Consider the following 26,067-nt stretch of genomic DNA (forward strand, 5'->3'; position numbering starts at 1 on the left):
ATTCGAATTTATGTTCAAGGATAGCGGGAAACACCGGCACAAGGGGTGATTGAGGTCAGTGATGGGGCACGAACCCGGTTGTCCGGGTTCGTGTGGGTGTCGGCCTTGGCGGCGACACGGATGCGACAAAACAAGGTCGCCGCAAAACGACGTGCGCTGCAACGCTATGGAAGGTCGCGACTGCGGTAGAAAGCAGTGAGTACCTTTACCAGATGGGCCAGGTCCTGACTGCCGCAGAGTTCACGAATCGAGTGCATGGCAAAGGTCGGCAAGCCGATATCCACGGTACGTACACCCAGGTGGCTGGCGGTGATCGGGCCGATGGTCGAGCCACACCCCATGTCGCTGCGCACGACAAAACTTTGCACTGGCACCTCTTCGGCCATGCACAAATGGCGGAAGAAACCCGCGGTCTCGCTGTTGGTCGCGTAGCGCTGGTTGTTGTTGACCTTGATGACCGGGCCGGCATTGAGTTTCGGGCCATGGTTGCCATCGTGCTTGTCGGCATAGTTGGGGTGGACGCCGTGAGCGTTGTCGGCCGAGACCAGCAGCGAGCGCTGGATTGCGCGCACGAAGTCGTCGCCATCGGGCATCAGGCGGCGCAGGGTCTGTTCCAGCATCGGGCCATCGGCGCCGCAGGCCGAGCAGGAGCCGACTTCTTCATGGTCGTTGCACACCAGTACGCAAGTTTCCTCGCTGTCGGCGTTGAGCAAAGCCTGCAAGCCGGCGTAGCAGGACAACAGGTTGTCCAGGCGCGCACCGGCGATGAACTCACCGTGCAGGCCAACCAGGGCTGCGCTCTGGGTGTCGTAGAAACTCAGCTCGTAGTCCAGCACCACATCGGCGTTCAGATCATGCTCGCGGGCCAGTTGGTCGGTGAGCAGGGCGCGGAAGTCGACGCGCTCGTCGCCTGCAACCTGGGCCAGGATCGGTGGCAGTTCGGTTTGCGGGTTGATCGCCCAGCCTTCGTTGGCGGTGCGATTGAGGTGGATCGCCAGGTTTGGAATGACTGCAATCGGCAGCTTGAAGTCAACCAACTGACTTTCGACCTTGCCGTCGCGCCGGAACGTTACGCGTCCGGCCAGGGACAGGTCGCGGTCGAACCAGGGCGCGAGCAGGGCGCCACCGTAGACTTCCACGCCCAACTGCCAGAAGCCGTGGCGCTGCAGTTCGGGTTGTGGCTTGACCCGCAGGCACGGGCTGTCGGTGTGCGCACCCACCAGGCGAATGCCGTCGAGCAGCGGCGAGTGACGACCGAGCTTGAAGGCGATAATCGAAGAATCGTTGCGGGTCAGGTAATAACGACCGCCGGCCACGGTAGCCCAGCTATCGCGCTCGTCCAGGCGCTGGTAACCGGCAGCTTCAAGGCGCTGAGCCAAGGCCGCGGTGGCATGAAAGGGGGTGGGGGAGGCCTTGAGAAAGTCGATCAGGCCTTGATTCAGTGCTTCGCGCATAGGTCACTCCAGACAGCAGTGGCGCGAGTTTAACGTACTTGGCGGCGGATTTGTGGCGTGCCTGTCGTGGCGCAAGCCCGCTCCCAAACGGTCTGGAGGCGGGCTGGCGCCGCGGTGCGCTGTATTAGAACGGGGCCGGGCACTCGAAGCGCAGGCGCTCCCCGGAAACCGGGTGGGTAAAGCTGAGCATGCTCGCGTGCAGGCACAGGCGCTCATGGGCAGCGAGGGCTTCGGGGTAGGCGTACAGGCGGTCACCGAGCAGCGGGTGGCCAATTGAAAGCATGTGTACCCGCAACTGATGCGAACGCCCGGTGATCGGCGTCAGCTCCACGCGGCAATGATTGCCACAGCGTTCGACAATGCGCCAGAAGGTCAGGGCATGCTTGCCTTGTTCGTGGTCGACCACATGCCGTGGCTTGGTCGGCGGGTCGTAGCGCAGCGGCAGATCGATGCTGCCACTGTCGAGTTCCGGCTGACCCCAGCACAGGGCGGTGTAGGCCTTCTCGGTTTCACGGTCATGAAACTGCCGGGACAGCTCGCGATGGCTATCGGCGTCGCGGGCCAGGAGGATGATGCCCGAGGTTTCCCAATCCAGACGATGGACGATCAGGGCATCGGGATAGCCGTTTTCCTGCAGGCGGGTGATCAGGCAATCCTTGTTGTCGTCGGCGCGCCCAGGCACCGACAACAGCAAGGTCGGCTTGTTTATCACCAGGATGGCAGCGTCTTCGAAGAGGACTTGAACATTGGACAGCGGCATTGCGTGTTCTCTGCAAACGCCAACGGCGACGACTGACGCCTATGTGTAAACGGGCTTGCCTTGCGATTGCGATGGTTCAGTTACATCGCTATCGCGGGGCAAGCCCGCTCCTACACAAGCACCAGCCATCGCCGTGGCAGGTTACCCGTAAGCGCCGATCAACGATCGGGCAGGGTGATGTTGAGTTCCAGGATTGAGCAGCTGCCCTGATTTTCCAGAGCGACATGCACATCATCGGAGCCGATGTTGACGTATTTGCGGATTACCTCCACCAGTTCCTTCTGCAAGGCTGGCAAGTAGTCCGGAGTACTGCGCTGACCGCGCTCGTGCGCCACGATGATCTGTAGACGCTCTTTCGCGACCGAGGCGGTGCTTACTTTTTTGCTGGCACGAAAGAAGTCAAAAAGGTTCATTGGTTAGTTGCCTCCAAACAGGCGCTCGAAGAATCCCTTCTTCTTAACATCAAGGAACCGATGTTCCACATTTTTGCCCAACAGGCGGTCGACAGTATCGCTGTACGCCTGGCCTGCATCGCTCTGGTCGTCGAGGATGACCGGGACACCCTGGTTGGATGCCTTGAGCACCGCCTGGGATTCCGGAATCACGCCCAACAGGGCAACCGAGAGGATTTCCTTGACGTCTTCAACGCCAAGCATTTCGCCCTGGCTCACGCGCTCTGGATGGTAGCGGGTGATCAGCAGGTGTTCTTTGATCGGATCTTCTTCGCGTTCGGCGCGGCGCGATTTGCTCGCCAGCAGGCCTAGCATGCGGTCCGAGTCACGTACGGAGGAGACTTCCGGGTTGGTCACGACGATGGCCTCGTCGGCGAAGTACATCGCCAGGTGGGCACCTTTCTCGATACCGGCCGGGGAGTCGCAGACCACGTATTCGAAGTCTTCCTTGAGCTGCATCAGGACCTTTTCAACGCCTTCCTGGGTCAGCGCATCTTTGTCACGGGTCTGGCTGGCGGCCAGGACATAGAGGTTCTCAAGGCGTTTATCCTTGATCAGCGCCTGTTGCAGGTTGGCTTCGCCGTTTACCACGTTGACGAAGTCGTACACCACGCGGCGCTCGCAGCCCATGATCAGGTCGAGGTTACGCAGGCCGACGTCGAAGTCGACGATGACTGTCTTGTGGCCACGCAGTGCGAGGCCGGTACCAATAGCGGCGCTGGTGGTGGTCTTACCCACACCACCCTTGCCGGATGTAACCACTAGAATCTTGGCCAAGGTGCTTCACCCCTAATGAAAAAGGACGTCGAGTCCCAAAAATACAAAAAAAACGGCAACATCGAAAAAAGTTGCGCAGAAAATGGCGGCAAGTATCCGTTAAAGACGGGTGATGTTCAACACGTCACCAGACAGGCTGATCTGCACACCGGCCCCCCATAGCGGATCGCGGCGCAAGTCCTCGGAGACCTTGTACTGTCCGGCGATCGAGACCATTTCGGCGGTCAGCTGCTGGCAGAAAATGCGCGCACGGGTATTGCCCTTGATCCCGGCCAGTGCACGGCCACGCATTGCACCGTACACATGGATGTTGCCATCGGCGAGAAGTTCCGCGCCCGGGCTGACCGACGACACTACTATCAAATCGCCACCTTGGGCGTAGATCTGCTGACCGCCACGTACCGGCGTGGTGATGATCTTGGTCGGCTTGATCGCAGGCTCCGGGGCAGGCGCGGGGGGCGGTGGTGGCGCCGGAGCAGGCTTGACCTCAGGCTCCGGTTCGACTGCACGTTCGCGAGCGCCAGACGGCGGCAGCACCGGCAGGTCGATGGCAATGGCCGCGGCGATGTCTTCGATGCGGCTGGCACGGATGGCCAGAGTGCGCAGGCCATGATGGCGGCAGACGCGCATCAGCCCTGGCAGATCAACTGCGCCTTCGCTTGCCGGAAGTTTGTCCAGGGCCAGCACCAGCGGCGTGTTGCTGAAAAAATTGGGTGCCTGGGCGACCTTGGCCGCCAACTGCCGGTTGAGGCTTTCGAGGTTGTTCCGGGCGAGCTCAAGCACAGTAATGGCAAGCATGCTGCCCTTGAGCTGGAACACGGGGTCTTGGTCTGACGTTTGGGTTTGGCTCATGGTCTGCATTGGACGGCTTGTTGCGAAAAAGTGCCCTGACTTATAACGAGAACGCCGGTTAGCCGCAACCCGTGCCGAACCGTTGTAGAATGCACGGCCATTGTCATTCCGGAATCTTTAATGGATCGCCCGCGTTTTCGTCGTTATTTTCTCCACCCGCGTTTCTGGCCGCTATGGTTGGGCCTGGGCCTGTTGTGGCTGATCGTGCAGCTGCCGTACCGGGTTCTGCTGGTTATCGGGCGCGCTTTGGGTGCCTTGATGTATCGGGTGGCCGGTGAGCGCCGGTACATTGCCGCGCGCAACCTGGAGCTGTGTTTCCCGGAACTACCGTCCGTCGAGCGCACGCGCCTGCTCAAGGAAAATTTTGCCTCCACCGGCATCGCCTTCTTCGAAATGGCCATGAGTTGGTGGTGGCCAAAAGCCCGCTTGGCGCGTCTGGCCCATATCGAAGGATTGGAGCATTTGCAGGCTGCCCAGCGTGAAGGCCAAGGGGCCATTCTGATGGCCTTGCATTTCACCACCCTGGAAATCGGCGCAGCCCTGCTTGGCCAGGAACACACCATCGACGGTATGTACCGCGAGCACGGCAATCCGGTGTTCGACTTCATTCAGCGGCGCGGCCGCGAGCGGCACAACCACGACTCGCTTGCCGTAGAGCGCGAGGACGTGCGCGGCATGCTCAAGCTGCTGCGCGCCGGACGCGCAATCTGGTACGCACCCGACCAGGATTATGGCGCCAAGCAAAGCCTGTTCGTGCCGTTGTTCGGTATCGAGGCGGCGACGGTCACGGCGACCACCAAATTTGCCCGTCTGGGCAAGGCCCGGGTGATTCCCTTCACTCAGCAGCGCCTGGCTGATGGCAGCGGTTACCGGCTGGTGATTCATCCACCGCTGGCGGACTTCCCCGGCGAGACTGAAGAGGCCGATTGCCTGCGCATCAACCAGTGGATCGAAAGTGCTCTGCGCGAATGCCCCGAGCAGTACCTGTGGGCTCACCGACGTTTCAAGTCACGGCCGCCGGGGGCGCCGAAGCTCTACGACAAGCGGCGTTGAAGCCATTCGCGGGCCGATATTTTTCTTGAGAGACACCATGTCAGCACAACCGATCACAGGATTGATCCTCTCCGGCGGTGGCGCCCGCGCCGCCTACCAGGTGGGTGTGCTGGCCGGGATCGCCGATCTTCTGCCTGCCAATGCTGGCAATCCGTTTCCCGTGATCGTCGGTACATCCGCCGGGGCAATCAACGCTGTGACCCTGGCCAGTGGCGCCATGCATTTTGCCGATGCCATCCGCCGCCTGACCAGTTTCTGGCAGGGTTTTCGCAGTCACCAGGTACTGCGCAGCGATTGGCCCGGGGTCATTCGCCAGGCTAGCCGCTTTGTCGGGCATAGCCTTCTCGGCCTGGGCGCGCCGGTGCCGGTGGCGTTGCTGGACAGTTCGCCGTTGCGTCAGTTGCTCAACGAACACCTGGACATCAACGGTATCGCCCAGGCGCTCGAACAGCAGCACCTGCATGCGGTGGCGGTCACAGCCTTCGGTTATGAGTCGGGTCAGGCTGTCACATTCTTTCAGGGCAAGGGCGCGATCGATCCCTGGCTGCGCCACCGTCGCATCGGCTTGCCGACGCGCTTGAGCGTCGAACACTTGCTGGCCAGCTCAGCCATTCCGTTGTTGTTTGCGCCAGTCAAGTTGGGCGAGGAATACTTTGGTGACGGTGCGGTTCGCCAATCGGCGCCCATCAGCCCGGCGCTGCACCTGGGGGCCAGCCGCGTGCTGGTGGTCGGGGTCAGCGGCAACCCTCAGCGGCCGCTGGAGGGTGAGTCGCGGGCGCGGGTGTTCAGCGGTCAGCAACCGAGCCTGGCGCAGATCGGCGGGCATATGCTCAATAGCACCTTCATCGACAGCCTGGAGGACGACATTGAGCTGTTGCAGCGCCTGAACCACCTCAGCCACCTGATGCCCGAGCACCTGGAACGCCGTCGCCTTGGCCTGGCGCCAGTCGATGTATTGGTGGTGGCCCCGAGTCAGCCGCTGGATGAAATCGCTGCACGCCATCGACGCGAGCTACCTGCGGCGCTGCGCCTGTTTCTGCGTGGCCCGGGGGCGACGAAAACCAGCGGTGCCGGTGTGCTCAGCTACCTGTTGTTCGAGGCGGGCTACTGCAGTGAGCTGATCGAGCTGGGGCGTCGCGATGCCCTGGCCAAGCGTCGGGAGTTGTGCAACTTCCTCGGCTTGCCCCAGGCCGCTGGCTGAGCAGGATTACTCGGCGATTTGTAGATGACGCGCTGCGGTGTACACGTAGCGGACTTTTTCATACTCGAATGGCGAGTTCAGTTGCCCATAGCGGAAGTTGGTGGTGTAGCGCTTGTCGATCGCGCGCAAAATCCACACTTCTGGATGGTTGCTGCTGACTTCGGCGACATTGAGGTAATTGATCCAGTTCTCAGCGCTGTAATCGACCACCAGCCCGCTGGTGTCACGCAAGTTCGAAGGGCCCAGGATTGGCAACATCAAGTAAGGACCGTCCGGCACGCCGTAGAAACCCAGGGTCTGACCGAAGTCTTCGCCTTGGTAGGGCAAGCCCATTTTCGTTGCCGGGTCCCACAGCCCGCCAACGCCGATGGTGGTATTGAGCAGCAAGCGTGCGGTGATCTCCATTGAGCGCTGGCCCTTGAACTGCAGCAGGCTGTTGAGCAAGTTGGGCACATCGCTCAGGTTGCTGAAGAAGTTGCTGACCCCGGTGCGCACAAAGCTTGGGGTGATGTAGCGATAGCCATCGACTACTGGCAGGAACACCCACTGATCGAAGCGATAGTTGAAGTGGTATATCCGCCGGTTCATCGACTCCAGCGGGTCGTAGACGTTGAGTGCCGCCAGGGTAGAGCGTTCGAACTCTCGCTGGTCCAGCCCCGGGTTGAATTTCAATTCCTTGAGTGGCTCGGTGAAGCCATCGGCTTCGACCACGCTGGCACGCGGCGCGACTTCATCAGCCTGGGCCAGGGCGCTGGCAAACAGTGCGGTGGCAATCAATAGGTGTTTAACCACGGAAAAACTCCAGCATGGCGTCGCTGTTGACGCGGTAGTTGAGGTTGCCGCAATGGCCGCCGTGGGGGTAAAGGGTCAAGCGATCGCCAAAGGTCTTGCGCAAAAAGCCAATGTCGCCCGGGCCGAGAATCACGTCATCGGCGTTGTGCATCACGGCGATTTTCGAGCTGTTTTGCAGGTAATCCTGAAGCGCATAGAGGCTGACCTGATCGACCAGTTGCAACAAGCTGCCGCCATCGGTGCGTGCGCGCCACATGGGAATGACCTGGTCGGTCAGGTAGCAGTCGAAGTCACACTGCAGCGCACGCTTGAAAAACGGCGTGAGGCTACTGCCCTCGGTAATCGGATACTTGGGCGGAATGATCAGCCCGCGACGATTGATCAGGTCGGAGGTGAAGGCGATGTCGGCGGCAGAGAAGCGAAACGAGGTGCCGATGAGCATTGCCATCTGTTCGTTGCTCAGATGTTGCCGCGATTGCTGGAAATCATAGAGCAGGGCGTCGTTGAGGTCGATGTAGCCTTTCTGCTGAAAGTAGCGGGTGAGCTTGCTCAGCACCAGTTCGTAGAAAGTGGTGCTGGTGGTTACGCCCTTGACCTCGGTTTGCACCATCTTGTCGAGGTTGCTGATCGAGGTGTACAGGTTGACGGGTGGGTTGAGCAGCAGCACGCGCTTGAAATTGAAGCTGCGTCGGGTTTCATCCAGGTGGCTGACGAATGCAGCATCCAATGCACCCAGGCTGTAACCGCTGAGGTAGTACTCGGTCACCGGCAGTCGCGGATGTTGGGCGCGCACCGCTTGCATGACCCGGTAGAGGTCTTCGGCATCGTCCTGGCTTATACCCGGTGTGGCGTAGCGCGACGCCGAGGTGATGAAGTCGAAGCTGGTTGGCGAGGACAACTGCACCACGTGGTAACCGGCTTTGTAAAAAAGCCGCTTGAGGTATTCGTTGATACTGCTGGAGTAGGGTGCGCCTGTACCGGCAATGAGAAATATCAGGGGTGCCGGGTGGTCTTGTCTAGCCAGGCGGTACTTGAGTTTCTTCACTGCCCAGAAATTATCGGGGAGGGTGAAGGCACGCTCCGGACGCAGGTTCAGGCTGTAGTCGGATTGAGAGATATCATCGTCGGTGGGCAGTTCCGGACGCAGGTCCGGGGGCGTGGTGGCGATGGTCGCTTCGAACGGATTGGTCAGCGGATAGCCGTAACTGGCGGCATCGATATCTTGTGCCGAAGCGGACGCACTCAGAAAAATGCCGCCCGCGAGGGCAGCGAGGCGTAGTAATCGAAGCATGACGGATCCCCAAAAAAGGCAACTGCAAATTGCGTAACGCAGGCTAGGACCATGATGTCCCTGGCAAAGTTGCCTGGCGCTCCGGCATTTATCGTCCCAGATGTTGCCGCTTTCATCTGTAGTGCGGCAACAATTGGTTCCATTTATCTTCAGTTCAAAGTAGCCGAGCCTGGCGCTTTTGCCTTGCATAGACGGCTCGGACCATTATGCTGGGCGCCGAATTCGAAGATTCCGGAGCATTGCATGTCTCGCCGTTTGCCGCTGATCATATTGTTGCTGTTTGTGCCCTTATGGGTCGCGGTCAGTTACGGGGTGCGTTACGTGCTGATGGAAGATGGCCAATGGGTGGGTATCTGTGCCGAGCAGGCGCAACTGTGGGAGTGCCAGGCACGCTCGACCTTGGGGTTGATGATTCACTTTCGGGTCATCGCCTGGACCGCCCTGGGCCTGGCGCTGCTGGCGCAAGTGCTGCCTGCCCGTGCGGGTTGGCGCCTGGCGGTACTGGCCTTGGTGTTCGGGATTCCGGCGCTGGTGTTGTACACCGCCAGCATCGCGGTGTTTGCGGTGGTACTGGCAGGATTGCGCCTGGTGCGCCGTTCGCGCTAGCGAATCACCCCCAGGTGGGAGCGGGCTCATCCGCAAAGGGCTGCGTGGCAGTCCCATCGCCGGCAGCCGGCTCCCACATTGAGGCGCTAACCACGTTTGGTCCTAGCCCTGAACACGAACCCGCAGGCTGCGCCACAGCGCCGCAACCATCAGCACACTGACGCCCGCCCATACCAGCGCCTGCTGGTTATTCAAGCCTTCACTGTACAATTGCGGGGCGATGCCGGCGCCAACGATAAAGGCCAGCAAGCCTATTTCTGCCCGCGGTCCGCGCACCGGGCGCAGCAGGTAGACCACCGCTGGCAGAATCAATGCAGCGCTCGGGAAGCTGCGATAACGCGGGTCAAACACCAGCGCCAGCATGCTCACTGCCGCAGCAAAACCTGCCGCCAGCAGCCACCAGCCAGCACGTGCTTCAAGCCAGGCAAATAGCCGTTGGCGCCATCCGTCCCGTTGCGCCAGTGCCAGCGCCGCGTGGGCGAGGACAAGCAGGTTCAAGCCCGCCAGCAACCCCGCCCAGATCCATTCGCCAACAAAGCGGCTGTTGATTCGTACCAGCTCGCCCCAGAGGCCCAGGCTCGCGGCACCAAGGGCTGCCAGTAGCGGCAACAGCAAGGCTGCGCGGGTGCTACTGACACGACCGGCCAGCAGCAGGGTGGCAGCAAACAGCAGGACACCTGCGATCAACCATTGCGACCAGAACACCAGATTGCTCACCGGGCCTTCGAGAATGCCCTTGTCCTGGCGGTCTGCATCGTACAGGCCCCAGTAACCCCCTACCGCGCCTTCGCTGGCACGTTTCCAGGGTTGGTCGAAGGCTTCGATCAGGTTGTAATGCCAGCCGTTCTGCTCGGCCATGGTGACGAAACCGCGAATGAACCGCGCTTCATTCACCCGGCTAGGCAGTGCGGTTTCGCGTTGTCGGCCCTCACTGGGCCAGCCGGTTTCACCAATGACGATATCCTTGGGCGCAAAGCGGTTGCCGAACACCTGGCGAATCTCACCGACGTGCACCAGGGCATCGTCGATGCCCTTGGGATCATCTTCCCAGTAAGGCAGCAGATGGATGGTGAGAAAGTCTACGGTGGGGGCGATTTCCGGATGCTGCAGCCAGAACTCCCAGACGTCGGCATACGTCACCGGCACACTGACCTGGCTTTTCACCTGTTTGATCAATGCAGCCAATTGCGGGCCGGTCACTTCCTTGCGCAGCAGGGTTTCGTTGCCGACGATTACTGCTTTGACCACATCCGGGTTGGCGTTGGCCGAGGCAATCAGGGCGTTGACCTCTTTTTGCGTATCGACCGGATTGGCGTTGATCCAGGCGCCGAGCATGACTTTCAACCCATGCTTGCGAGCAAGCTCGGGAATGGCCTCCAGCCCCGTCATCGAATAGGTGCGAATGCACTCGAAGCGCTGGGAAAGCAATGCCAGGTCGGCGTCCATGCGCGCCGGGCGCAGTTTGAATGGCTGGTCGAACGGCGATTGGTCCTTGTCGAACGGGGTGTAGGAGGCGCACTGCAATTTGTGCGAGGCACTGGCCGCATCCGGCAGGACCACCGGCTGGCCCAGTCCATACCAGAGGCCTGCCAATGCAAACAGGCCAAGCAGGCAGGCGAATAGATACGGCAACAAGGGGAAGCGGGCAGTCGGGGACATGGATCGGACCGTCAGGGAGCAAAGCCGTCAATAGTACCTGCAAATGAGCCGGGCTAAAGCCTTGGGCGGAAAACTTGGCCAGGCTGCATGTTGCTTCATGTAACGGCACTAGTTGCTGGCGATGTGATGTCGCTTCTCGATGCCTAAAGGTCGTTGCCAGAGCAGGTCAGAGGGCGGTAGCGGTTGATGATGCAACTTCCGTGACGTGACGAGGGGAAGCTTTGATGAAAATGCGACGACTCCTGGGGGTGGGCACAGCCCTGGTAATGGCCATTGGCGCTGCACACGCGTCGGCCAAGGAAGTGAGCATCGGCTACGTCGATGGGTGGTCCGACAGTGTCGCCACCACCAACGTGGCTGCCGAAGTGATCAGGCAGAAGCTCGGTTATGACGTCAAACTGCAGGCCGTCGCCACCGGCATCATGTGGCAGGGGGTTGCCACCGGGAAGCTCGACGCCATGCTCTCGGCCTGGTTGCCGGTCACCCATGGTGATTACTGGACCAAGAACAAAGATAACGTTGTCGACTACGGCCCCAACTTCAAGGACGCCAAGATCGGCCTGATCGTCCCCGAGTACGTCAAGGCGCAATCGCTGGCCGATCTGAAGACTGACGACAGCTTCAAGCACAAAATCGTCGGCATCGATGCAGGCTCGGGGGTGATGCTCAAGACCGATCAGGCGATCAAGGACTACGACCTGACCGGCTACAAATTGCAGGCCAGCTCCGGCGCAGCGATGACCGCCGAACTGGGTCGCGCCTATGCCAAGCAGCAATCCATCGCCGTCACCGGTTGGGTGCCGCACTGGATGTTTGCCAAGTGGAAACTCAAGTTCCTCGACGATCCGAAAGGCGTTTATGGTGCCGCTGAAACGGTCAACAGCATCGGCAGTAAAGACCTGGACAAGAAGGCGCCCGAAGTCGCGGCCTTCCTGAAGAAGTTCCAGTGGCAGTCCAAGGATGAAATCGGCGAGGTCATGTTGGCCATTCAAGAGGGCGCAAAGCCTGAAGCCGCAGCCAAGGAATGGGTGGCCAAACACCCCGAACGCGTCGCGGAATGGATCGCCAAATAATAGCCTGAAGCCTCTATCGCGCATCTTCCAGGACCGCAGCACTGACAACAGTGCTGCGGTCCTTGTCGTTCCTGGCTATTACCGAATCGGTAAAACAGTTTTGCATCTAAGACTAAGGTCGTCTGGAGTGCGTCCAAAGGCAGCATAAAGTGGAGCGGGTACTACCTAATCTGTGCTGCGAGGACAAAAACAATGAACGACAGCATTTATCTCTCGATACAAAACAGCCCGCGGTTCAAGGAGCTGGTGTCAAAACGTGAACGTTTCGCCTGGATTCTCTCGGCGATCATGCTCGGTCTCTACTCCGCTTTTATCCTGTTGATCGCCTATGGCCCGCATGTATTGGGTGCCAAGCTCAGTCCTGATTCTTCGATTACCTGGGGTATCCCCCTCGGTGTTGGCCTGATCCTTTCGGCATTCGTGCTGACGGCGATCTATGTGCGTCGCGCCAACGGCGAGTTCGACGAGATGAACAAAGCGATTCTCAAGGAGGCACAGCAATGATCCGGCGTCTTCTGGCAACTCTGGCCTTCGGCGTTTTCGCACCTGCCGTCTGGGCCGCCGACGCCCTTACCGGCGAGGTGCACAAGCAACCTTTGAACATGGCTGCGATCCTCATGTTCGTCGCCTTCGTCGGTGCAACGCTGTGCATCACCTACTGGGCTTCCAAGCGCAACAACTCTGCCTCCGACTACTACGCAGCCGGCGGCCGTATCACCGGTTTCCAGAACGGCCTGGCGATTGCCGGTGACTACATGTCGGCAGCCTCCTTCCTGGGTATTTCCGCCCTGGTGTTCACCTCTGGCTACGATGGCCTGATCTACTCGATCGGCTTTCTGGTCGGCTGGCCGATCATTCTCTTCCTGATTGCCGAGCGCCTGCGTAACCTCGGTAAATACACCTTTGCCGACGTCGCCTCGTATCGCCTTGGCCAGAAGGAAATCCGCACCCTGTCGGCCTCAGGCTCGCTGGTGGTGGTGGCGTTCTACCTGATCGCGCAAATGGTGGGTGCTGGCAAGCTGATCCAACTGCTGTTCGGTCTGGACTACCATGTCGCAGTGATTCTGGTCGGTATCCTGATGTGCATGTACGTGTTGTTCGGCGGCATGCTGGCGACCACCTGGGTACAGATCATCAAGGCTGTGCTGCTGCTCTCCGGTGCCAGCTTCATGGCCCTGATGGTGATGAAGCACGTCAACTTCGACTTCAACGCCTTGTTCTCGCAAGCCATTGATGTTCACCCTAAAGGTGAAGCAATCATGAGCCCTGGCGGATTGGTCAAAGATCCGATTTCGGCGTTCTCGCTCGGTCTGGCACTGATGTTCGGTACCGCTGGCCTGCCGCACATCCTGATGCGCTTCTTCACCGTCAGCGATGCCAAGGAAGCACGCAAGAGCGTTCTCTACGCGACTGGTTTCATCGGTTACTTCTACATCCTGACGTTCATCATCGGCTTCGGCGCGATTCTGCTGGTCAGCACCAACCCGGACTTCAAGGACGCCGCTGGCGCCCTGATCGGCGGCAACAACATGGCAGCGGTGCACCTGGCTGACGCCGTCGGTGGCAGCGTGTTCCTCGGCTTCATTTCGGCGGTTGCCTTCGCGACCATTCTGGCAGTAGTGGCCGGCCTGACCCTGGCCGGTGCTTCCGCGGTGTCCCATGACCTGTACGCCAGCGTGATCAAGAAGGGCAAGGCGAACGAGAAGGATGAAATCCGTGTCTCGAAAATCACCACCATTGCCCTGGCAATTCTGGCGATCGGCCTGGGTATTCTTTTCGAAAGCCAGAACATTGCCTTCATGGTCGGCCTGGCGTTCTCGATTGCTGCCAGCTGCAACTTCCCGGTACTGCTGCTCTCGATGTACTGGAAAAAACTGACCACCCGTGGCGCCATGATCGGTGGCTGGTTGGGTCTGATCAGCGCCGTGGCACTGATGATTCTCGGCCCAACCATCTGGGTGCAGATCCTCGGTCATGAGAAAGCGATCTACCCGTACGAGTACCCGGCACTGTTCTCGATGCTCATTGCCTTCGTTGGGATCTGGTTCTTCTCGATCACTGACAAGTCCAAGGCAGCTGACGAGGAACGCGCGTTGTTCTTCCCGCAGTTTGTTCGTTCGCAGACTGGCCTGGGTGCCAGCGGTGCAGTCTCGCACTAAGTAATAAGGCAGCCCCTGGGTTCAGGGGCTGCCTTATTAGTCACCAACTGAACACCTCAAGCCGCACGTTACTGCAGTATGTGTACTGCATTGGCCTGCGGCTTTTTGCTGCGTCTAGATTTTGCCTAGTAGCAACAGGATCAACAGGATAATAAGAACCGTACCGATGATACCGGACGGGCCATAGCCCCAACTTCTGGAGTGCGGGAAGACGGGTAGACCACCGATCAGCAGCAGTATCAGAATGATGATGAGAATGGTGCCCATGGCAATTTCCTTGTTTGACTTGAGGGAGTAGGCGTATCGGTACAATCCATCTAATCGGTCATGGGTTTCATGCCCGCTTGTTAATTCCGACTCCTTTGCGCAGCGAAAAGTTTAATTCTGCTTTCATCACTGTTTGCCTGTGCCATTCAGCATCCTGATAGAGCGTGGGGGCAGGCCATGCCTTCGCTACACTGGCGCTAACTTTCAGAACCGTACAAGGCATCCGGCTATGCAAAATCGCATGATGATTACTGGCGCAGGCTCGGGCCTGGGCCGGGAGATCGCACTACGTTGGGCGCGCGAGGGTTGGCAACTGGCGTTGGCGGATGTCAACGAGGCTGGCCTCAAGGAAACCCTGGTATTGGTCAGCCAGGCGGGCGGTCAGGGTTTCGTGCAGCGCTGCGATGTACGCGACTACAGCCAACTGACTGCACTGGCCCAGGCCTGCGAGGAAAAGTTTGGCGGTATCGACGTCATCGTCAACAACGCAGGTGTTGCTGCTGGTGGCTTCTTTGCCGAGTTGTCGCTGGAGGATTGGGAGTGGCAGCTGTCGATCAACCTGATGGGCGTGGTCAAGGGCTGCAAGGCATTTCTACCGATGCTCGAACGCAGCAAAGGCCGGATCATCAATATTGCCTCGATGGCGGCGTTGATGCAGGGGCCGGCCATGAGCAACTACAACGTGGCCAAGGCTGGTGTACTGGCGCTTTCGGAAAGCCTGTTGATTGAGCTTCGCCAGCAGGAAGTCGCCGTGCACGTGGTGTGTCCGTCGTTCTTCCAGACCAACCTGCTGGACTCGTTCCGGGGCCCGACCCCAGCGATGAAGGCGCAGGTCGGCAAGCTGCTTGAAAGCTCGCCGATTACCGCCGCCGATATAGCCGAGTACATCTACCAGCAGGTTGCTCAGGGTCAGTTCCTGATTCTGCCCCACGAGCAGGGGCGCGAAGCCTGGACGCTCAAGCAGCGCAACCCGCAATTGATCTATGACGAGATGGCCGTCATGGCAGAAAAAATGCGCGCCAAAGCCAAGCCTGTTGTGTAGTACAGGCCTGGCGCGTGCCACTGGCGAGGAACCGGATCGGCTATCCTAGGGCCGTTTTCAGTTGGAACGGGATTGCCGGTGTGATCAATTACGTGTTGTTTTTTCTTGCGGCGGTTTTTGAAATCGCCGGTTGCTACGCCTTTTACATGTGGCTGCGATTAGGCAAAAGCGGCTGGTGGATTGCGCCAGCGCTTTTGAGCCTGACCCTGTTCGCGCTGATTCTGACGCGCGTCGAAGCGGCCTATGCCGGGCGCGCTTACGCCGCCTACGGTGGGATCTATATCGTCACTTCATTGCTCTGGCTGGCGCTGGTCGAGCGGGCGCGGCCCTTGGGTAGCGACTGGATCGGTGCGTTGCTGTGTGTGCTGGGCGCAAGCATCATCGTGCTGGGGCCACGGTTGCAGAGTGCCTGAGCTGGCTCAGACGTCGAAAATCTGTAGGAGTTATCGCCAGCTTTGGTGGGATCGGTCTATTTGACCGGCGGAGTATTGAAGCGCTCTGACACCCCGTGCAGTCTCCGAATTCTCAGCTTAGTGGAGGATCGGAGCATGTTAGTAATAGGCCGCGAAGTTGGCGAAGTCATCACTATTGACGAGAAAATCAAGGTCAAGGTGCTGTCGGTGGAGGGCAATGTGGTGCGCTTTGGTATCAGTGCACCCCGTGAAATCGAAGTGCACCGCGCCGAGATCTACCGACGAATAGCCGAAAAGGTGGCCAAGAACCCGAGTTGATCAGTCGAACAATTCCTTGGGCACGTCGTGCTTGGCCAACAGCTGGCATTGCTGGCTTTCCAGATCGAAGAGAATAAACGCCTGTTTCTTCGCCAGCGCTTGGCGTACGCGCAACACGCGGGTTTCCAGCGGCGTGTCGTCACCGTTGTCGGTGCCGTCGCGCGTGACGAAGTCCTCGATCAGGCGGGTGAGGGTTTCGGCTTCCAGTTGGTCGTAGGGAATCAGCATAATCAGCGCAGGTTTGGCGAAATAAGCCCGCATGCTACGCCAAACCTGCCCTTACTGTGTAGGCGCTAACCCTTGTTGCCTACCAGGCTGTCGACTGCCGGCACGCGCGTGTCACTTTCCATCTGGGTGTCGTGCTCCAACTGATGGCTGAAGCTTTCCAGGGAACTGCCGGTGGCGTGCGAATCGCTGGCGAACACCGGCGGACTGAGCAGGTAGGCGGTCAGTAACCGGCTCAGGGCAGCCAGGCTGTCGATATGCGTTCGTTCGTAACCGTGGGTGGCATCGCAACCAAAAGCCAATAACGCAGTGCGAATATCGTGGCCTGCGGTAATTGCCGAGTGGGCATCGCTGAAGTAGTAGCGAAACAGGTCGCGGCGCGCAGGCAGTTCGTTGTCGCGGGCAAGTTTGAGCAAATGCCGTGACAAGTGATAGTCATAGGGCCCCGCCGAGTCCTGCATGGCGACGCTCACGGCATGCTCGCTGGAGTGTTGACCGGGGGCGACAGGCGCAATGTCGATACCGACGAATTCGCTGACGTCCCAGGGCAAGGCAGCCGCCGCGCCTGAGCCGGTTTCCTCGGTGATGGTGAACAGCGGATGGCAGTCGATCAAGGGTTGTGCGCCGCTGTCGACGATGGCCTTGAGTGACGCCAGCAGTGCTGCGACGCCGGCCTTGTCGTCCAGGTGACGGGCACTGATATGGCCGCTTTCGGTAAATTCCGGCAATGGATCGAAGGCCACGAAGTCGCCGATGTCGATCCCCAGGGTCTGGCAATCGGCACGGGTGGCGCAGTAGGCATCCAGGCGCAATTCAACATGCTCCCAACTCACTGGCATCTGGTCGATGGCGGTGTTGAAGGCGTGTCCGCTGGCCATCAGCGGCAACACGCTGCCCCGCAGTACCCCATTGTCGGTGAAGACGCTGACGCGGCTGCCTTCGGCGAAGCGGCTCGACCAGCAGCCTACCGGCGCCAGCGACAGCCTGCCATTGTCCTGGATCGCCCGCACGCTGGCGCCGATGGTGTCCAGATGGGCTGAAACGGCGCGGTCCGGAGAGCTCTTGCGACCCTTCAGGGTTGCGCGAATGGTGCCGCGGCGGGTCAGTTCGAAGGGGATAGCGAGTTCTTCCAGACGCTCGGCAACATAGCGCACGATGGTGTCGGTAAAACCAGTGGGGCTGGGGATGGCGAGCATCTCCAACAAGACTTTTTGCAGGTAATTGAGGTCAGGTTCCGGTAGCTGTTCAGCCATGTATCCTCCTGTGCTCAGGGTGCCGGCCGGCTGTGTGGAAACAGCAGGTCGACGAAGCGTTCGGCAGTGGGTTGTGGCTCGTGGTTAGCCAGTCCGGCGCGTTCGTTGGCTTCGATGAAAACGTGGTCGGGCTGGTCGGCGGCGGTGACCATCAGGTCGAGGCCGACGACCGCAATGTCCAGGGCGCGCGCGGCGCGGATCGCCGCGTCGGCCAGGGTCGGGTGCAGGCGCTCGGTGACGTCCTCCAGGCAACCGCCGGTGTGCAGATTGGCAGTGCGTCGTACCGCCAGGCGCTGGCCGGCAGGCAACACGGTGTCGTAGTCGACCCCAGCCGCGTGCAGGGTGCGCTGGGTTTCGTCGTCGAGCGGAATGCGGCTCTCGCCGCCGGTAGCGCTCTGGCGGCGTCGGCTCTGGGCTTCGATCAGCGCGCCGACTGCATGTTGGCCGTCGCCGACAATGTGCGCAGGATGGCGAATGGCGGCAGCCACCACTTCGAAACCAATGACCACGATGCGCAGGTCCAGGCCTTCGTGGAAGCTTTCCAGCAACACACGACTGTCGAAGCGCCGGGCGTTTTCCACCGCCTGACTGATCTCTTCAAGGCTGGTGAGGTTGACGGACACCCCCTGGCCTTGCTCACCATCCAGGGGTTTGACCACCACCGCGCCATGGTCTTCGAGAAAGGCCAGGTTGTCGTCGGCGTTGCCCGCCAGTTGTTGCGCCGGCAATTGCAGGCCGGCGTTCTTCAGTACCTTGTGGGTCAGGCTCTTGTCCTGGCACAGGGTCATGCTCACGGCGCTGGTGAGGTCGCTCAACGACTCGCGGCAGCGTACCCGCCGACCGCCCAGGCTGAGTGTGAACAGACCGGCGTCGGCGTCATCGACCTGTACCTCAATGCCGCGTCGGTAGGCTTCCTCGACAATGATGCGGGCATAGGGGTTGAGCCCGGTCTGCGGACCTGGGCCGAGGAACAAAGTCTGGTTGATGCCGTTTTTGCGTTTGATCGCGAAGGTCGGCAGGGTGCGAAAGCCCAATTTCGCATACAAACGCTTGGCCTGGCGGTTGTCGTGCAACACCGAAAGATCGAGACAACTCAAGCCGCGACTCATGAAATGCTCGATCAAGTGCCGCACCAGCACTTCGCCCACCCCAGGCCGGGTGCAATGTGGGTCGACCGCCAGGCACCAGAGGCTGCTGCCGTGCTCGGGATCGGCAAAAGCCTTGTGATGATTCAAGCCCATCACGCTGCCGATCACCGCGCCCGTATCTTCATCTTCGGCCAACCAGTACACCGGGCCGCCTTGGTGGCGCGGGGTGAGCAGCGCCGGATCGACCGGCAGCATATTGCGCGCCAGATACAGGGCGTTGATGGCTTGCCAGTCACTGTCGTTCTGCGCACGGCGGATACGAAAACCACGAAACACCCGCTGTGCCGGACGGTAGTCAGTGAACCACAGGCGCAGCGTGTCGGAAGGGTCGAGGAATAACTGCTGGGGCGCCTGGGCCAACACTTGTTGAGGGGCGGCCACATACAGGGCGATATCGCGTTCCCCGGCACGCTCATCCTGCAACGCGCAGGCAAGGCTTTGCGGGTCGGGATAGGTGTGACCGATCAGCAAGCGCCCCCAGCCGCAATGCAGCGAACGCGGTTGGTCGTGAGGATCGCTGCCATCGCCAGCCAGTTGCGCCTGCAGACGCTCGTAGGACGGTACCTGGCCGCGAACCAGGCGCTGACCATAAGGTGAAGCGTGGGCTTTCATCGATCAGATTCCTTGTTCGCTGAGCCACAGGTTCAAAGCCGCCAGTTGCCAGAGCTTCGAACCGCGCAGCGGCGTCAATTGGCCGTGAGGGTCGCTGAGCAGGCGGTCCAGGGCGGCCGGTTCGAACAGGCCGCGATCCTGGCTTGGGTCGAGCAACAGTTCGCGCACCCAGTCCAGCGTGGCACCTTGCAAATGCTTGAGGCCCGGTACCGGGAAGTAGCCTTTCTTGCGATCGATGACTTCGCTGGGGATCACCAGGCGTGCCGCTTCCTTGAGCACCTGCTTGCCGCCATCGGGCAGTTTGAAGCGTGCCGGGATGCGCGCCGACAGTTCCACCAGGCGGTAATCCAGAAACGGCGTGCGAGCCTCCAGGCCCCAGGCCATGGTCATGTTGTCGACGCGTTTGACCGGGTCATCGACCAGCATCACTGTGCTGTCCAGACGCAGGGCTTTGTCCACGGCGTCGCTGGCGCCGGGTTGAGCGAAGTGATGGCGGACAAAGTCGCCGGCAGCGTCATGCTCGAGTCGCCACGGCTGTTGAACCGTCTCGGCGTAGTCGGCAAAGCTGCGGTCGAAAAAGGCGTCGCGGTAGGCGGCATAAGGGTTCGATGCACCATCAACCTGCGGGTACCAGTGATAACCGGCGAACAACTCGTCAGCGCCCTGGCCGCTTTGCACCACTTTGCAGTGTTTGGCTACCTCCCGTGACAGCAGGTAAAAGGCGATACAGTCGTGGCTGACCATCGGCTCGCTCATGGCGCGGAATGCAGCCGGTAGTTGCTCGATGATTTCTCGCTCGTCGATACGTAACTGATGATGGCGTGTGCCGTAATGGCGTGCGATCAGGTCCGAATACTGGAATTCGTCGCCGCGCTCGCCACCGGCATCTTCGAAGCCGATGGAAAAGGTCGACAAGTCTTCCACGCCCACTTCGCGCAGCAGCCCGACCAGCATGCTCGAATCAACGCCACCGGACAGCAGGACGCCGACATCGACGGCTGCCCGCTGACGAATCGCCACGGCTTCGCGGGTGCTGTCGAGTACGCGGTCACGCCAGTCTTCCAGGCTCAGGTCCAACTCGTCGGTGCGCGGTCCGTATTGCAGTTGCCACCATACTTGCTGTTCGACACGGCCTTGGGCATCGATACGCATCCAGGTAGCCGGCGCCAGCTTCTGCACATTGGCCAGCAGGGTGCGCGGTGCAGGCACCACCGCATGGAAATTCAGGTAATGGTTGAGCGCTACCGGGTCGAGCATCGGGTTGATGTCGCCGCCTTTCAACAAGGCCGGCAGGCTTGAGGCGAAGCGCAGACGCTCGCCGTTGCGCGACAGGTATAGCGGCTTGACCCCGAGACGGTCGCGGGCAAGAAACAGGTGTTGGGTGTCGCGCTCCCAGATCGCCAGGGCAAACATGCCGTTCAGGCGCGGCAGCAAATCGGCGCCCCAGGCATGGTAGCCCTTGAGCAGTACCTCGGTGTCGCCGTCTGAATAGAACCCGTAACCGAGCTCTTCAAGCTCGCTGCGCAGTTCAGGGAAGTTGTAGATGGCGCCGTTGAAGGCCAGTGATAAACCTAACTGACTATCGACCATGGGCTGCGCCGAGCCGTCGGACAGATCCATGATTTTCAGCCGACGATGGCCCAGCGCAATAGGGCCCTGGCTATGAAAGCCCCAGGCATCCGGCCCGCGAGGCGCCAGGTGATGGGTCATTCGCTCGACCGCGGCGAGGTCCGCCGGGCGTGGTGGATGGGCAACAGGGGTGAAACGAAACTCTCCAGCTAATCCGCACATAAGTCCTTACCGGTTTTGCCGTTGGGGAAGGTGCCCAAAACGCGGGCACATTGAAACTGACCGAGCGGGCTGGCGAGAGTTTTAGAACGATTGGTTATATGCGGTAGCGACGAGCTTTGAGCTGCAAGACTGCAAGCGGGAGGTGCCGCTTGCAGTACTTCTAGCTCAGGGCTTGGGAGTTGGCGCTGTTTTTTTTCCGCGAATCAACTCGCGCAGCATGAAGCGGTTGGGGTGGCAGGCTTCGGCTACGTCGCGCGGGACTGGCAGTGGTGCGTTGTCGATCCAGGCGGCGATCATTTCGCCGGACAGTGGCGCGGTGATGATTCCGCGCGAGCCGTGGCCGCTGTTGATGTACAAGCCTTCGATCCAGGGGCAGGGCGTCTCTGGCACCTGACGGGCATCCTTGGCCAGGACGGCGTATTGCTGGTCGAACGTTTGTCGATCGGCCAGCGGGCCGACGATTGGTAGATAGTCTGGGCTGGTACAGCGGAAGGCTGCGCGTCCCTGCAAGGTGTGTGGGTCGATTTGGTGGGTGTCGAGGCGTTCGGCGAGGTCGCTGGAGATTTCATCGAGCAGGTGCAGGTTACCGATGTGCTCTTCGACGGTGGGGGTCGTGTCGATGCTATGGAAGTCGAAGCTGGCGCCCAGGGTGTGCTCGCCGCCTCGTGACGGTGCAACGTAGCCGTCGGCGCATACCACGGTGTTCAAGGTCTGGCTTCGGGCGGTAGCTGGCAAGCGGGTGATCTGCCCGCGTATGCGCTTGAGCGGCAGGCCGGCGCAAGGTTCGAAGCGCTGGATTTCGGCGGCAGTGGCCAGCACCACCACCGGTGCACTGGCGAGGAATTTCTCGCTCTCCCAGGCCTGCCACAGGCCATCGACTTTTCGCAGTTGCATCACCTGGTGGTGGGTCAGCAAGGTGATATTGGGGTGCTGCAATTGCGCCTGGCACAACGCCGGCGGATGCGCCCAACCCGCCTGGGGGTAGAACAATCCGCCACTGGCCAGGGCTACGCCGGCCACAGCCTGTGCTTGCTCGCGACTCAGGCGCTGCAGCAGTTGCGGGTCGAAGGCGTTGGCCAGGGTTTCCTGGCGTTGCTCTTCCTTGCTGTCGAAAGCCAGTTGCAGTACACCGCAGGCGTCCCAATCCTGCCCCCGCTGCAGGCATTGCAGCAGGCGTCTGGTGTAACCGAAGCCACTCAGAATCAGACGTGACAGCGCTGTGCCATGGGCCGAAAGCTTGAGGTAGAGCACCCCTTGTGGATTGCCCGAGGCTTCTGCAGCCACGGTCGCATGGCGTTCCAGCACGCTGACCTGCCAGCCCCGTGCGGCAAGGCTGGCGGCGCTGGCACACCCGGCAAGGCCGGCACCTATGACCAGGGCCTGACGTGGGCCGTTCAGGGCAGGAGGGCGGGCGAACCAGGGCGCGACGCTAGCCGTGTTGTCCTGGATATCGGGGGTGCCACGAAAGACCCCACGCAGTACTTCCCACTTCTTGCCGATACCCGGGATGCGCTTCATCTCAAAGCCTACGGCAATCAGGCCGCGGCGCACCCAGCCGGTGCTGGTGAACGTGCCGAGGGTGGCGTTGGCAGCGCAGAGGCGGCCAATTTGAGTGAACAGTTCCGGTGTCCACATCTGCGGATTCTTCGCCGGGGCGAAGCCGTCGAGGAACCAGGCGTCGATCTCGGCATCGAGTTGTGGCAGTTGCTCCAGGGCATCACCAATCATCAGGGTCAACCGCACCCGGCCCTGATCGAAGACGAAGGTCTGGAAGCCATCATGCACCGCCACGTATTGCGCCAGCAGCGCAGCACTGAAAGGCGCCAACTCCGGCCACAGGGCCAAGGCACGAGCGAGGTCAGCATGACTGAGCGGGTACTTTTCCACGCTGATGAAATGCAGGCGGGCATCGGCGTTTGCGCATTCGTTGAACAGTTGCCAGGCACAGAAGAAATTCAGTCCCGTGCCAAAACCGGTTTCACCGATCACCAGGCACTGTTCCGGCGCCATCGTGCTGAAACGCTGGCGCAGGTCGTTCTGGTCAATGAACACATGACGGGTTTCCTCCAGGCTCTGGTCCTTGGAGAAATAAATGTCATCGAACTGGCGCGAATGGGGGCGGCCCTGCTCGTCCCAGTCGATCTGGGCGTATTGGGTTACTTCAGTCATGGTCGGCTCAGGTCAGGCTAGAACGGCATTTTAGCTGATCGACACGACACTGTTGGCCTGACCTGGAGCAATCTTTGTTTGCCGGACAAAGAGGGCCTCGATCCGCTAGTCTTGCTTATCCATGTAGGGAGCCTGGTATGTTCGAATCCGCTGAAATTGGTCACGCAATCGATAAAGAAACCTACGACGCTGAAGTGCCCGCACTTCGCGAAGCGTTGTTGGAGGCACAGTTCGAACTCAAACAGCAGGCGCGTTTCCCGGTGATTGTGTTGATCAACGGTATTGAAGGCGCTGGCAAGGGCGAAACGGTGAAGCTGCTCAACGAGTGGATGGACCCGCGCCTGATTGAAGTGCGTACGTTTGACCAACAGACTGACGAAGAACTGGCGCGGCCACCGGCCTGGCGCTATTGGCGCGCATTGCCCGCCAAGGGGCGAATGGGTGTGTTTTTCGGCAACTGGTACAGCCAGATGCTGCAGGGGCGGGTCCACGGGCATTTCAAGGATGCCGTGCTCGACCAGGCCATCCGCGGCGCCGAGCGCCTGGAGGAAATGCTCTGTGACGAAGGGGCGTTGATCTTCAAGTTCTGGTTTCACTTGTCGAAAAAACAGATGAAGGCGCGGCTCAAGGCGCTCAAGGACGATCCGTTGCACAGCTGGCGCATCAGCCCGCTGGATTGGCAGCAGTCGCAAACCTATGATCGCTTTGTGCGTTTCGGTGAACGGGTGCTGCGCCAGACCAGCCGAGATTACGCGCCCTGGCATGTCATTGAAGGTGTTGACCCGCATTACCGCAGCCTGGCAGTCGGGCGCATTCTGCTTGAAGGCTTGCAGGCCGCACTCAAGGTCCAGCATGCACCGATTCATCGCGCCCACGTCGCCCCGCTGGGCGAGAGTATCGATGAGCGCAGCTTGCTGGGTAGCCTGGACATGACCCTGCGTCTGGACAAAAGCGAGTACCAGGAGCAATTGATCACCGAGCAAGCGCGGCTGGCGGGTTTGCTACGCGACAAGCATATGCGTCGCCATGCCCTGGTGGCGGTGTTCGAGGGCAATGATGCAGCGGGCAAGGGCGGCGCCATTCGTCGCGTCGCCGCGGCACTGGACCCACGGCAGTACCGTATCGTGCCGATTGCTGCGCCATCCGAAGAGGAACGCGCACAACCTTACCTGTGGCGGTTCTGGCGCCATGTGCCGGCACGCGGCAAATTCACCGTGTTCGACCGCTCCTGGTACGGCCGCGTGTTGGTCGAGCGCATCGAAGGCTTCTGCAGCCAGGCCGACTGGATGCGTGCCTACGGCGAAATCAACGACTTTGAAGAGCAACTGACCGATGCCGGTGTAGTGCTGGTCAAGTTCTGGCTGTCGATTGACGAACAGACTCAGCTCGAGCGTTTCCAGGAGCGTGAAAAGATTCCGTTCAAGCGTTTCAAAATCACCGAGGAAGACTGGCGCAATCGCGAAAAGTGGGGGCAATACGCGGAAGCTGTCGGCGACATGGTTGACCGCACCAGTACCGAAATCGCGCCATGGACATTGGTTGAAGCCAATGACAAGCGCTGGGCGCGGGTTAAAGTGTTGCGCACCATCAACAATGCCCTGGAGGCAGCGTTCAAAAAAGACAAGAAATAGCAGTCGCTCGGGGAATGAAGTGCTGAAATCTTTTCTGCAATTGTACCTGTCGGCCCCCACAGCCAATCCGTAGAATTCAGGCTTCCGCCACACAGGGCTATTGAGGCTGTTATGCACATTTCTTCCGGACGCTGGGTCTACGGTCTGTCACTTTCACTACTGACCGCCTTGCTCTGGGGCATTCTGCCGATCAAGCTCAAACAAGTGTTGCAGGTGATGGACCCGGTCACCGTCACCTGGTTTCGCCTGTTGGTGTCCGGCGGCCTGTTGTTTGCCTGGCTGGCGGCCAGCAAGCGCCTGCCGTCGTTCAATCGTCTTGGGCGCAAAGGCTGGGGGCTGGTAGCGCTGGCCACGGGTGGCCTGGTCGGCAACTACGTGCTGTACCTGATGGGACTCAACCTGCTCAGCCCGGGCACCGCGCAATTGGTGGTGCAGCTTGGTCCGGTGCTGCTGCTGGTGGCCAGTGTGATCTTATTCAAGGAACGCTTCAGTCTGGGGCAGGGTGTGGGCCTGTTGATTCTACTGATGGGGTTTGGCCTGTTCTTCAACCAACGCCTGGAAGAGCTGCTGACGTCCCTGAGTGTCTACACCACCGGTGTACTGACTATTATCCTGGCTACCACCATTTGGGTGTTTTACGCCCTGAGTCAGAAGCAATTGTTGACGGTGTGGAATTCGATGCAGGTGATGATGGTCATCTACCTGTGCTGCGCGGTGCTCCTCACGCCGTGGGTGCATCCGCTAGAAGCCTTGCAACTGAACCCGCTGCAAGGCTGGCTATTGCTCGCCTGCTGCCTCAATACCTTGGTTGCCTATGGCGCTTTCGCCGAAGCGCTTGCGCACTGGGAAGCGTCCAAGGTCAGTGCCACCCTGGCGCTGACGCCGCTGGTGACGTTTGTCGCCGTGGCGCTGGCGGCCTGGTTCTGGCCTGACTATGTGCACGCCGAGCAGATCAACACGCTGGGATATATCGGTGCAATGGTGGTGGTAGTGGGCTCGGTGCTGACTGCGCTGGGGCCGTCGCTGCTTGCCGGCTGGCGGGCCAGGCGAGTGCGCCTGGCCCGCTGAT

25 protein-coding genes are annotated in these 26,067 nt (G+C 60.3%); 11 read left to right on the plus strand and 14 right to left on the minus strand.

Annotation, left to right across the window (positions count from 1 at the left end; all coding sequences use genetic code 11):
- Positions 1–164: 164 nt before the first annotated feature.
- The 5 genes from V0R60_RS10790 to minC all read right to left on the minus strand — a co-directional run bounded on the left by V0R60_RS10790 (position 165) and on the right by minC (position 4,304).
- Positions 165–1,454 (minus strand): M18 family aminopeptidase, encoded by a 1,290-nt coding sequence (locus V0R60_RS10790; protein WP_136475033.1) that lies wholly within the window; start codon positions 1,452–1,454, stop codon positions 165–167.
- 124 nt (positions 1,455–1,578) lie between these two features.
- Entirely contained in the window at positions 1,579–2,214 is a 636-nt protein-coding gene (locus tag V0R60_RS10795) for an RluA family pseudouridine synthase (RefSeq protein ID WP_330079660.1), read from the minus strand.
- 158 nt (positions 2,215–2,372) lie between these two features.
- Entirely contained in the window at positions 2,373–2,627 is a 255-nt protein-coding gene (gene minE, locus V0R60_RS10800) for a cell division topological specificity factor MinE (protein ID WP_007898843.1), read from the minus strand.
- Between the two features lie 3 nt (positions 2,628–2,630).
- Positions 2,631–3,443 (minus strand): septum site-determining protein MinD, encoded by an 813-nt coding sequence (minD, locus tag V0R60_RS10805; protein ID WP_136475035.1) that lies wholly within the window; start codon positions 3,441–3,443, stop codon positions 2,631–2,633.
- 99 nt (positions 3,444–3,542) lie between these two features.
- Positions 3,543–4,304: a septum site-determining protein MinC gene (gene minC / locus V0R60_RS10810; RefSeq protein ID WP_371922256.1), complete on the minus strand. Its 762-nt coding sequence runs from the start codon at positions 4,302–4,304 to the stop codon at positions 3,543–3,545.
- 111 nt (positions 4,305–4,415) lie between these two features.
- Between minC and V0R60_RS10815 the strand changes: the two genes are divergently transcribed.
- Positions 4,416–5,348, plus strand: a complete 933-nt coding sequence (locus V0R60_RS10815; protein ID WP_330079661.1) for a lipid A biosynthesis lauroyl acyltransferase — start codon at positions 4,416–4,418, stop codon at positions 5,346–5,348.
- Between the two features lie 37 nt (positions 5,349–5,385).
- Complete coding sequence (locus V0R60_RS10820; RefSeq protein ID WP_136475038.1) at positions 5,386–6,549, plus strand: patatin-like phospholipase family protein; 1,164 nt, start codon at positions 5,386–5,388, stop codon at positions 6,547–6,549.
- A gap of 6 nt (positions 6,550–6,555) precedes the next feature.
- On the opposite strand, the gene V0R60_RS10825 is transcribed toward V0R60_RS10820, so the two are convergent.
- Together V0R60_RS10825 and V0R60_RS10830 are read right to left on the minus strand one after the other, a co-directional pair.
- On the minus strand, positions 6,556–7,341 hold the full coding sequence (locus V0R60_RS10825) for an MlaA family lipoprotein (RefSeq protein ID WP_136475039.1): 786 nt from the start codon (positions 7,339–7,341) through the stop codon (positions 6,556–6,558).
- Positions 7,334–8,632, minus strand: coding sequence for a serine/threonine protein kinase (locus tag V0R60_RS10830; RefSeq protein ID WP_330079662.1), 1,299 nt, complete (start codon positions 8,630–8,632; stop codon positions 7,334–7,336). The genes V0R60_RS10825 and V0R60_RS10830 overlap by 8 nt, the downstream gene beginning before the upstream one ends.
- A 243-nt stretch (positions 8,633–8,875) precedes the next feature.
- On the opposite strand from V0R60_RS10830, the gene V0R60_RS10835 reads away from it, so the two are divergent.
- Positions 8,876–9,238 carry a hypothetical protein gene (locus V0R60_RS10835; RefSeq protein ID WP_330079663.1) on the plus strand — a complete coding sequence of 121 codons (363 nt, stop codon included), beginning with the start codon at positions 8,876–8,878 and terminating at the stop codon, positions 9,236–9,238.
- Between the two features lie 102 nt (positions 9,239–9,340).
- Here the strand turns inward: V0R60_RS10835 and V0R60_RS10840 are convergent, their stop codons facing one another.
- Positions 9,341–10,897 carry a glycoside hydrolase family 17 protein gene (locus V0R60_RS10840; RefSeq protein WP_330079664.1) on the minus strand — a complete coding sequence of 519 codons (1,557 nt, stop codon included), beginning with the start codon at positions 10,895–10,897 and terminating at the stop codon, positions 9,341–9,343.
- Positions 10,898–11,121: 224 nt separating this feature from the next.
- On the opposite strand from V0R60_RS10840, the gene V0R60_RS10845 reads away from it, so the two are divergent.
- The 3 genes from V0R60_RS10845 (at position 11,122) to V0R60_RS10855 (ending at position 14,129) form a co-directional block, all read left to right on the plus strand.
- Entirely contained in the window at positions 11,122–11,970 is an 849-nt protein-coding gene (locus V0R60_RS10845) for a glycine betaine ABC transporter substrate-binding protein (RefSeq protein ID WP_136475043.1), read from the plus strand.
- 192 nt (positions 11,971–12,162) lie between these two features.
- Positions 12,163–12,474: a DUF485 domain-containing protein gene (locus V0R60_RS10850; RefSeq protein WP_107025985.1), complete on the plus strand. Its 312-nt coding sequence runs from the start codon at positions 12,163–12,165 to the stop codon at positions 12,472–12,474.
- Positions 12,471–14,129 carry a cation acetate symporter gene (locus V0R60_RS10855; protein ID WP_330079665.1) on the plus strand — a complete coding sequence of 553 codons (1,659 nt, stop codon included), beginning with the start codon at positions 12,471–12,473 and terminating at the stop codon, positions 14,127–14,129. Before V0R60_RS10850 ends, V0R60_RS10855 begins: the two co-directional genes overlap by 4 nt.
- A 114-nt stretch (positions 14,130–14,243) precedes the next feature.
- Here the strand turns inward: V0R60_RS10855 and V0R60_RS10860 are convergent, their stop codons facing one another.
- Positions 14,244–14,402 carry a DUF3309 family protein gene (locus V0R60_RS10860; RefSeq protein WP_136478888.1) on the minus strand — a complete coding sequence of 53 codons (159 nt, stop codon included), beginning with the start codon at positions 14,400–14,402 and terminating at the stop codon, positions 14,244–14,246.
- A gap of 223 nt (positions 14,403–14,625) precedes the next feature.
- Between V0R60_RS10860 and V0R60_RS10865 the strand changes: the two genes are divergently transcribed.
- From V0R60_RS10865 to csrA, 3 genes are all read left to right on the plus strand, one after another.
- Complete coding sequence (locus V0R60_RS10865; RefSeq protein WP_203585424.1) at positions 14,626–15,438, plus strand: SDR family oxidoreductase; 813 nt, start codon at positions 14,626–14,628, stop codon at positions 15,436–15,438.
- An 80-nt stretch (positions 15,439–15,518) separates the two neighbouring features.
- The gene (locus V0R60_RS10870) at positions 15,519–15,851 is read left to right on the plus strand and encodes a YnfA family protein (protein ID WP_136478889.1); all 333 of its coding nucleotides are present in this window, start codon (positions 15,519–15,521) and stop codon (positions 15,849–15,851) included.
- A 135-nt stretch (positions 15,852–15,986) separates the two neighbouring features.
- Positions 15,987–16,169 (plus strand): carbon storage regulator CsrA, encoded by a 183-nt coding sequence (gene csrA, locus V0R60_RS10875; RefSeq protein ID WP_136475046.1) that lies wholly within the window; start codon positions 15,987–15,989, stop codon positions 16,167–16,169.
- Here csrA and V0R60_RS10880 read toward each other — a convergent pair whose 3' ends face one another.
- From V0R60_RS10880 to mnmC, 5 genes are all read right to left on the minus strand, one after another.
- Complete coding sequence (locus V0R60_RS10880) at positions 16,170–16,397, minus strand: YheU family protein (RefSeq protein WP_107025990.1); 228 nt, start codon at positions 16,395–16,397, stop codon at positions 16,170–16,172.
- A 65-nt stretch (positions 16,398–16,462) separates the two neighbouring features.
- Positions 16,463–17,647 (minus strand): osmoprotectant NAGGN system M42 family peptidase, encoded by a 1,185-nt coding sequence (locus V0R60_RS10885; protein WP_330079666.1) that lies wholly within the window; start codon positions 17,645–17,647, stop codon positions 16,463–16,465.
- Positions 17,648–17,661: 14 nt separating this feature from the next.
- A complete protein-coding gene (gene ngg / locus V0R60_RS10890) occupies positions 17,662–19,407 on the minus strand; it encodes an N-acetylglutaminylglutamine synthetase (RefSeq protein WP_330079667.1) in 1,746 nt (581 codons plus the stop codon).
- Positions 19,408–19,410: 3 nt separating this feature from the next.
- Positions 19,411–21,198: an N-acetylglutaminylglutamine amidotransferase gene (locus V0R60_RS10895; RefSeq protein WP_136475049.1), complete on the minus strand. Its 1,788-nt coding sequence runs from the start codon at positions 21,196–21,198 to the stop codon at positions 19,411–19,413.
- Positions 21,199–21,363: 165 nt separating this feature from the next.
- The gene (mnmC, locus tag V0R60_RS10900) at positions 21,364–23,367 is read right to left on the minus strand and encodes a bifunctional tRNA (5-methylaminomethyl-2-thiouridine)(34)-methyltransferase MnmD/FAD-dependent 5-carboxymethylaminomethyl-2-thiouridine(34) oxidoreductase MnmC (protein ID WP_330079668.1); all 2,004 of its coding nucleotides are present in this window, start codon (positions 23,365–23,367) and stop codon (positions 21,364–21,366) included.
- A gap of 137 nt (positions 23,368–23,504) precedes the next feature.
- On the opposite strand from mnmC, the gene pap reads away from it, so the two are divergent.
- Both pap and V0R60_RS10910 read left to right on the plus strand, forming a co-directional pair.
- Positions 23,505–24,998, plus strand: a complete 1,494-nt coding sequence (gene pap, locus V0R60_RS10905; RefSeq protein WP_330079669.1) for a polyphosphate:AMP phosphotransferase — start codon at positions 23,505–23,507, stop codon at positions 24,996–24,998.
- Between the two features lie 111 nt (positions 24,999–25,109).
- Entirely contained in the window at positions 25,110–26,066 is a 957-nt protein-coding gene (locus V0R60_RS10910) for a DMT family transporter (RefSeq protein ID WP_330079670.1), read from the plus strand.
- Position 26,067 lies beyond the last annotated feature (1 nt).

This window comes from Pseudomonas auratipiscis (genome assembly GCF_036324085.1).
Taxonomy (GTDB): Bacteria; Pseudomonadota; Gammaproteobacteria; order Pseudomonadales; family Pseudomonadaceae; genus Aquipseudomonas; species Aquipseudomonas auratipiscis.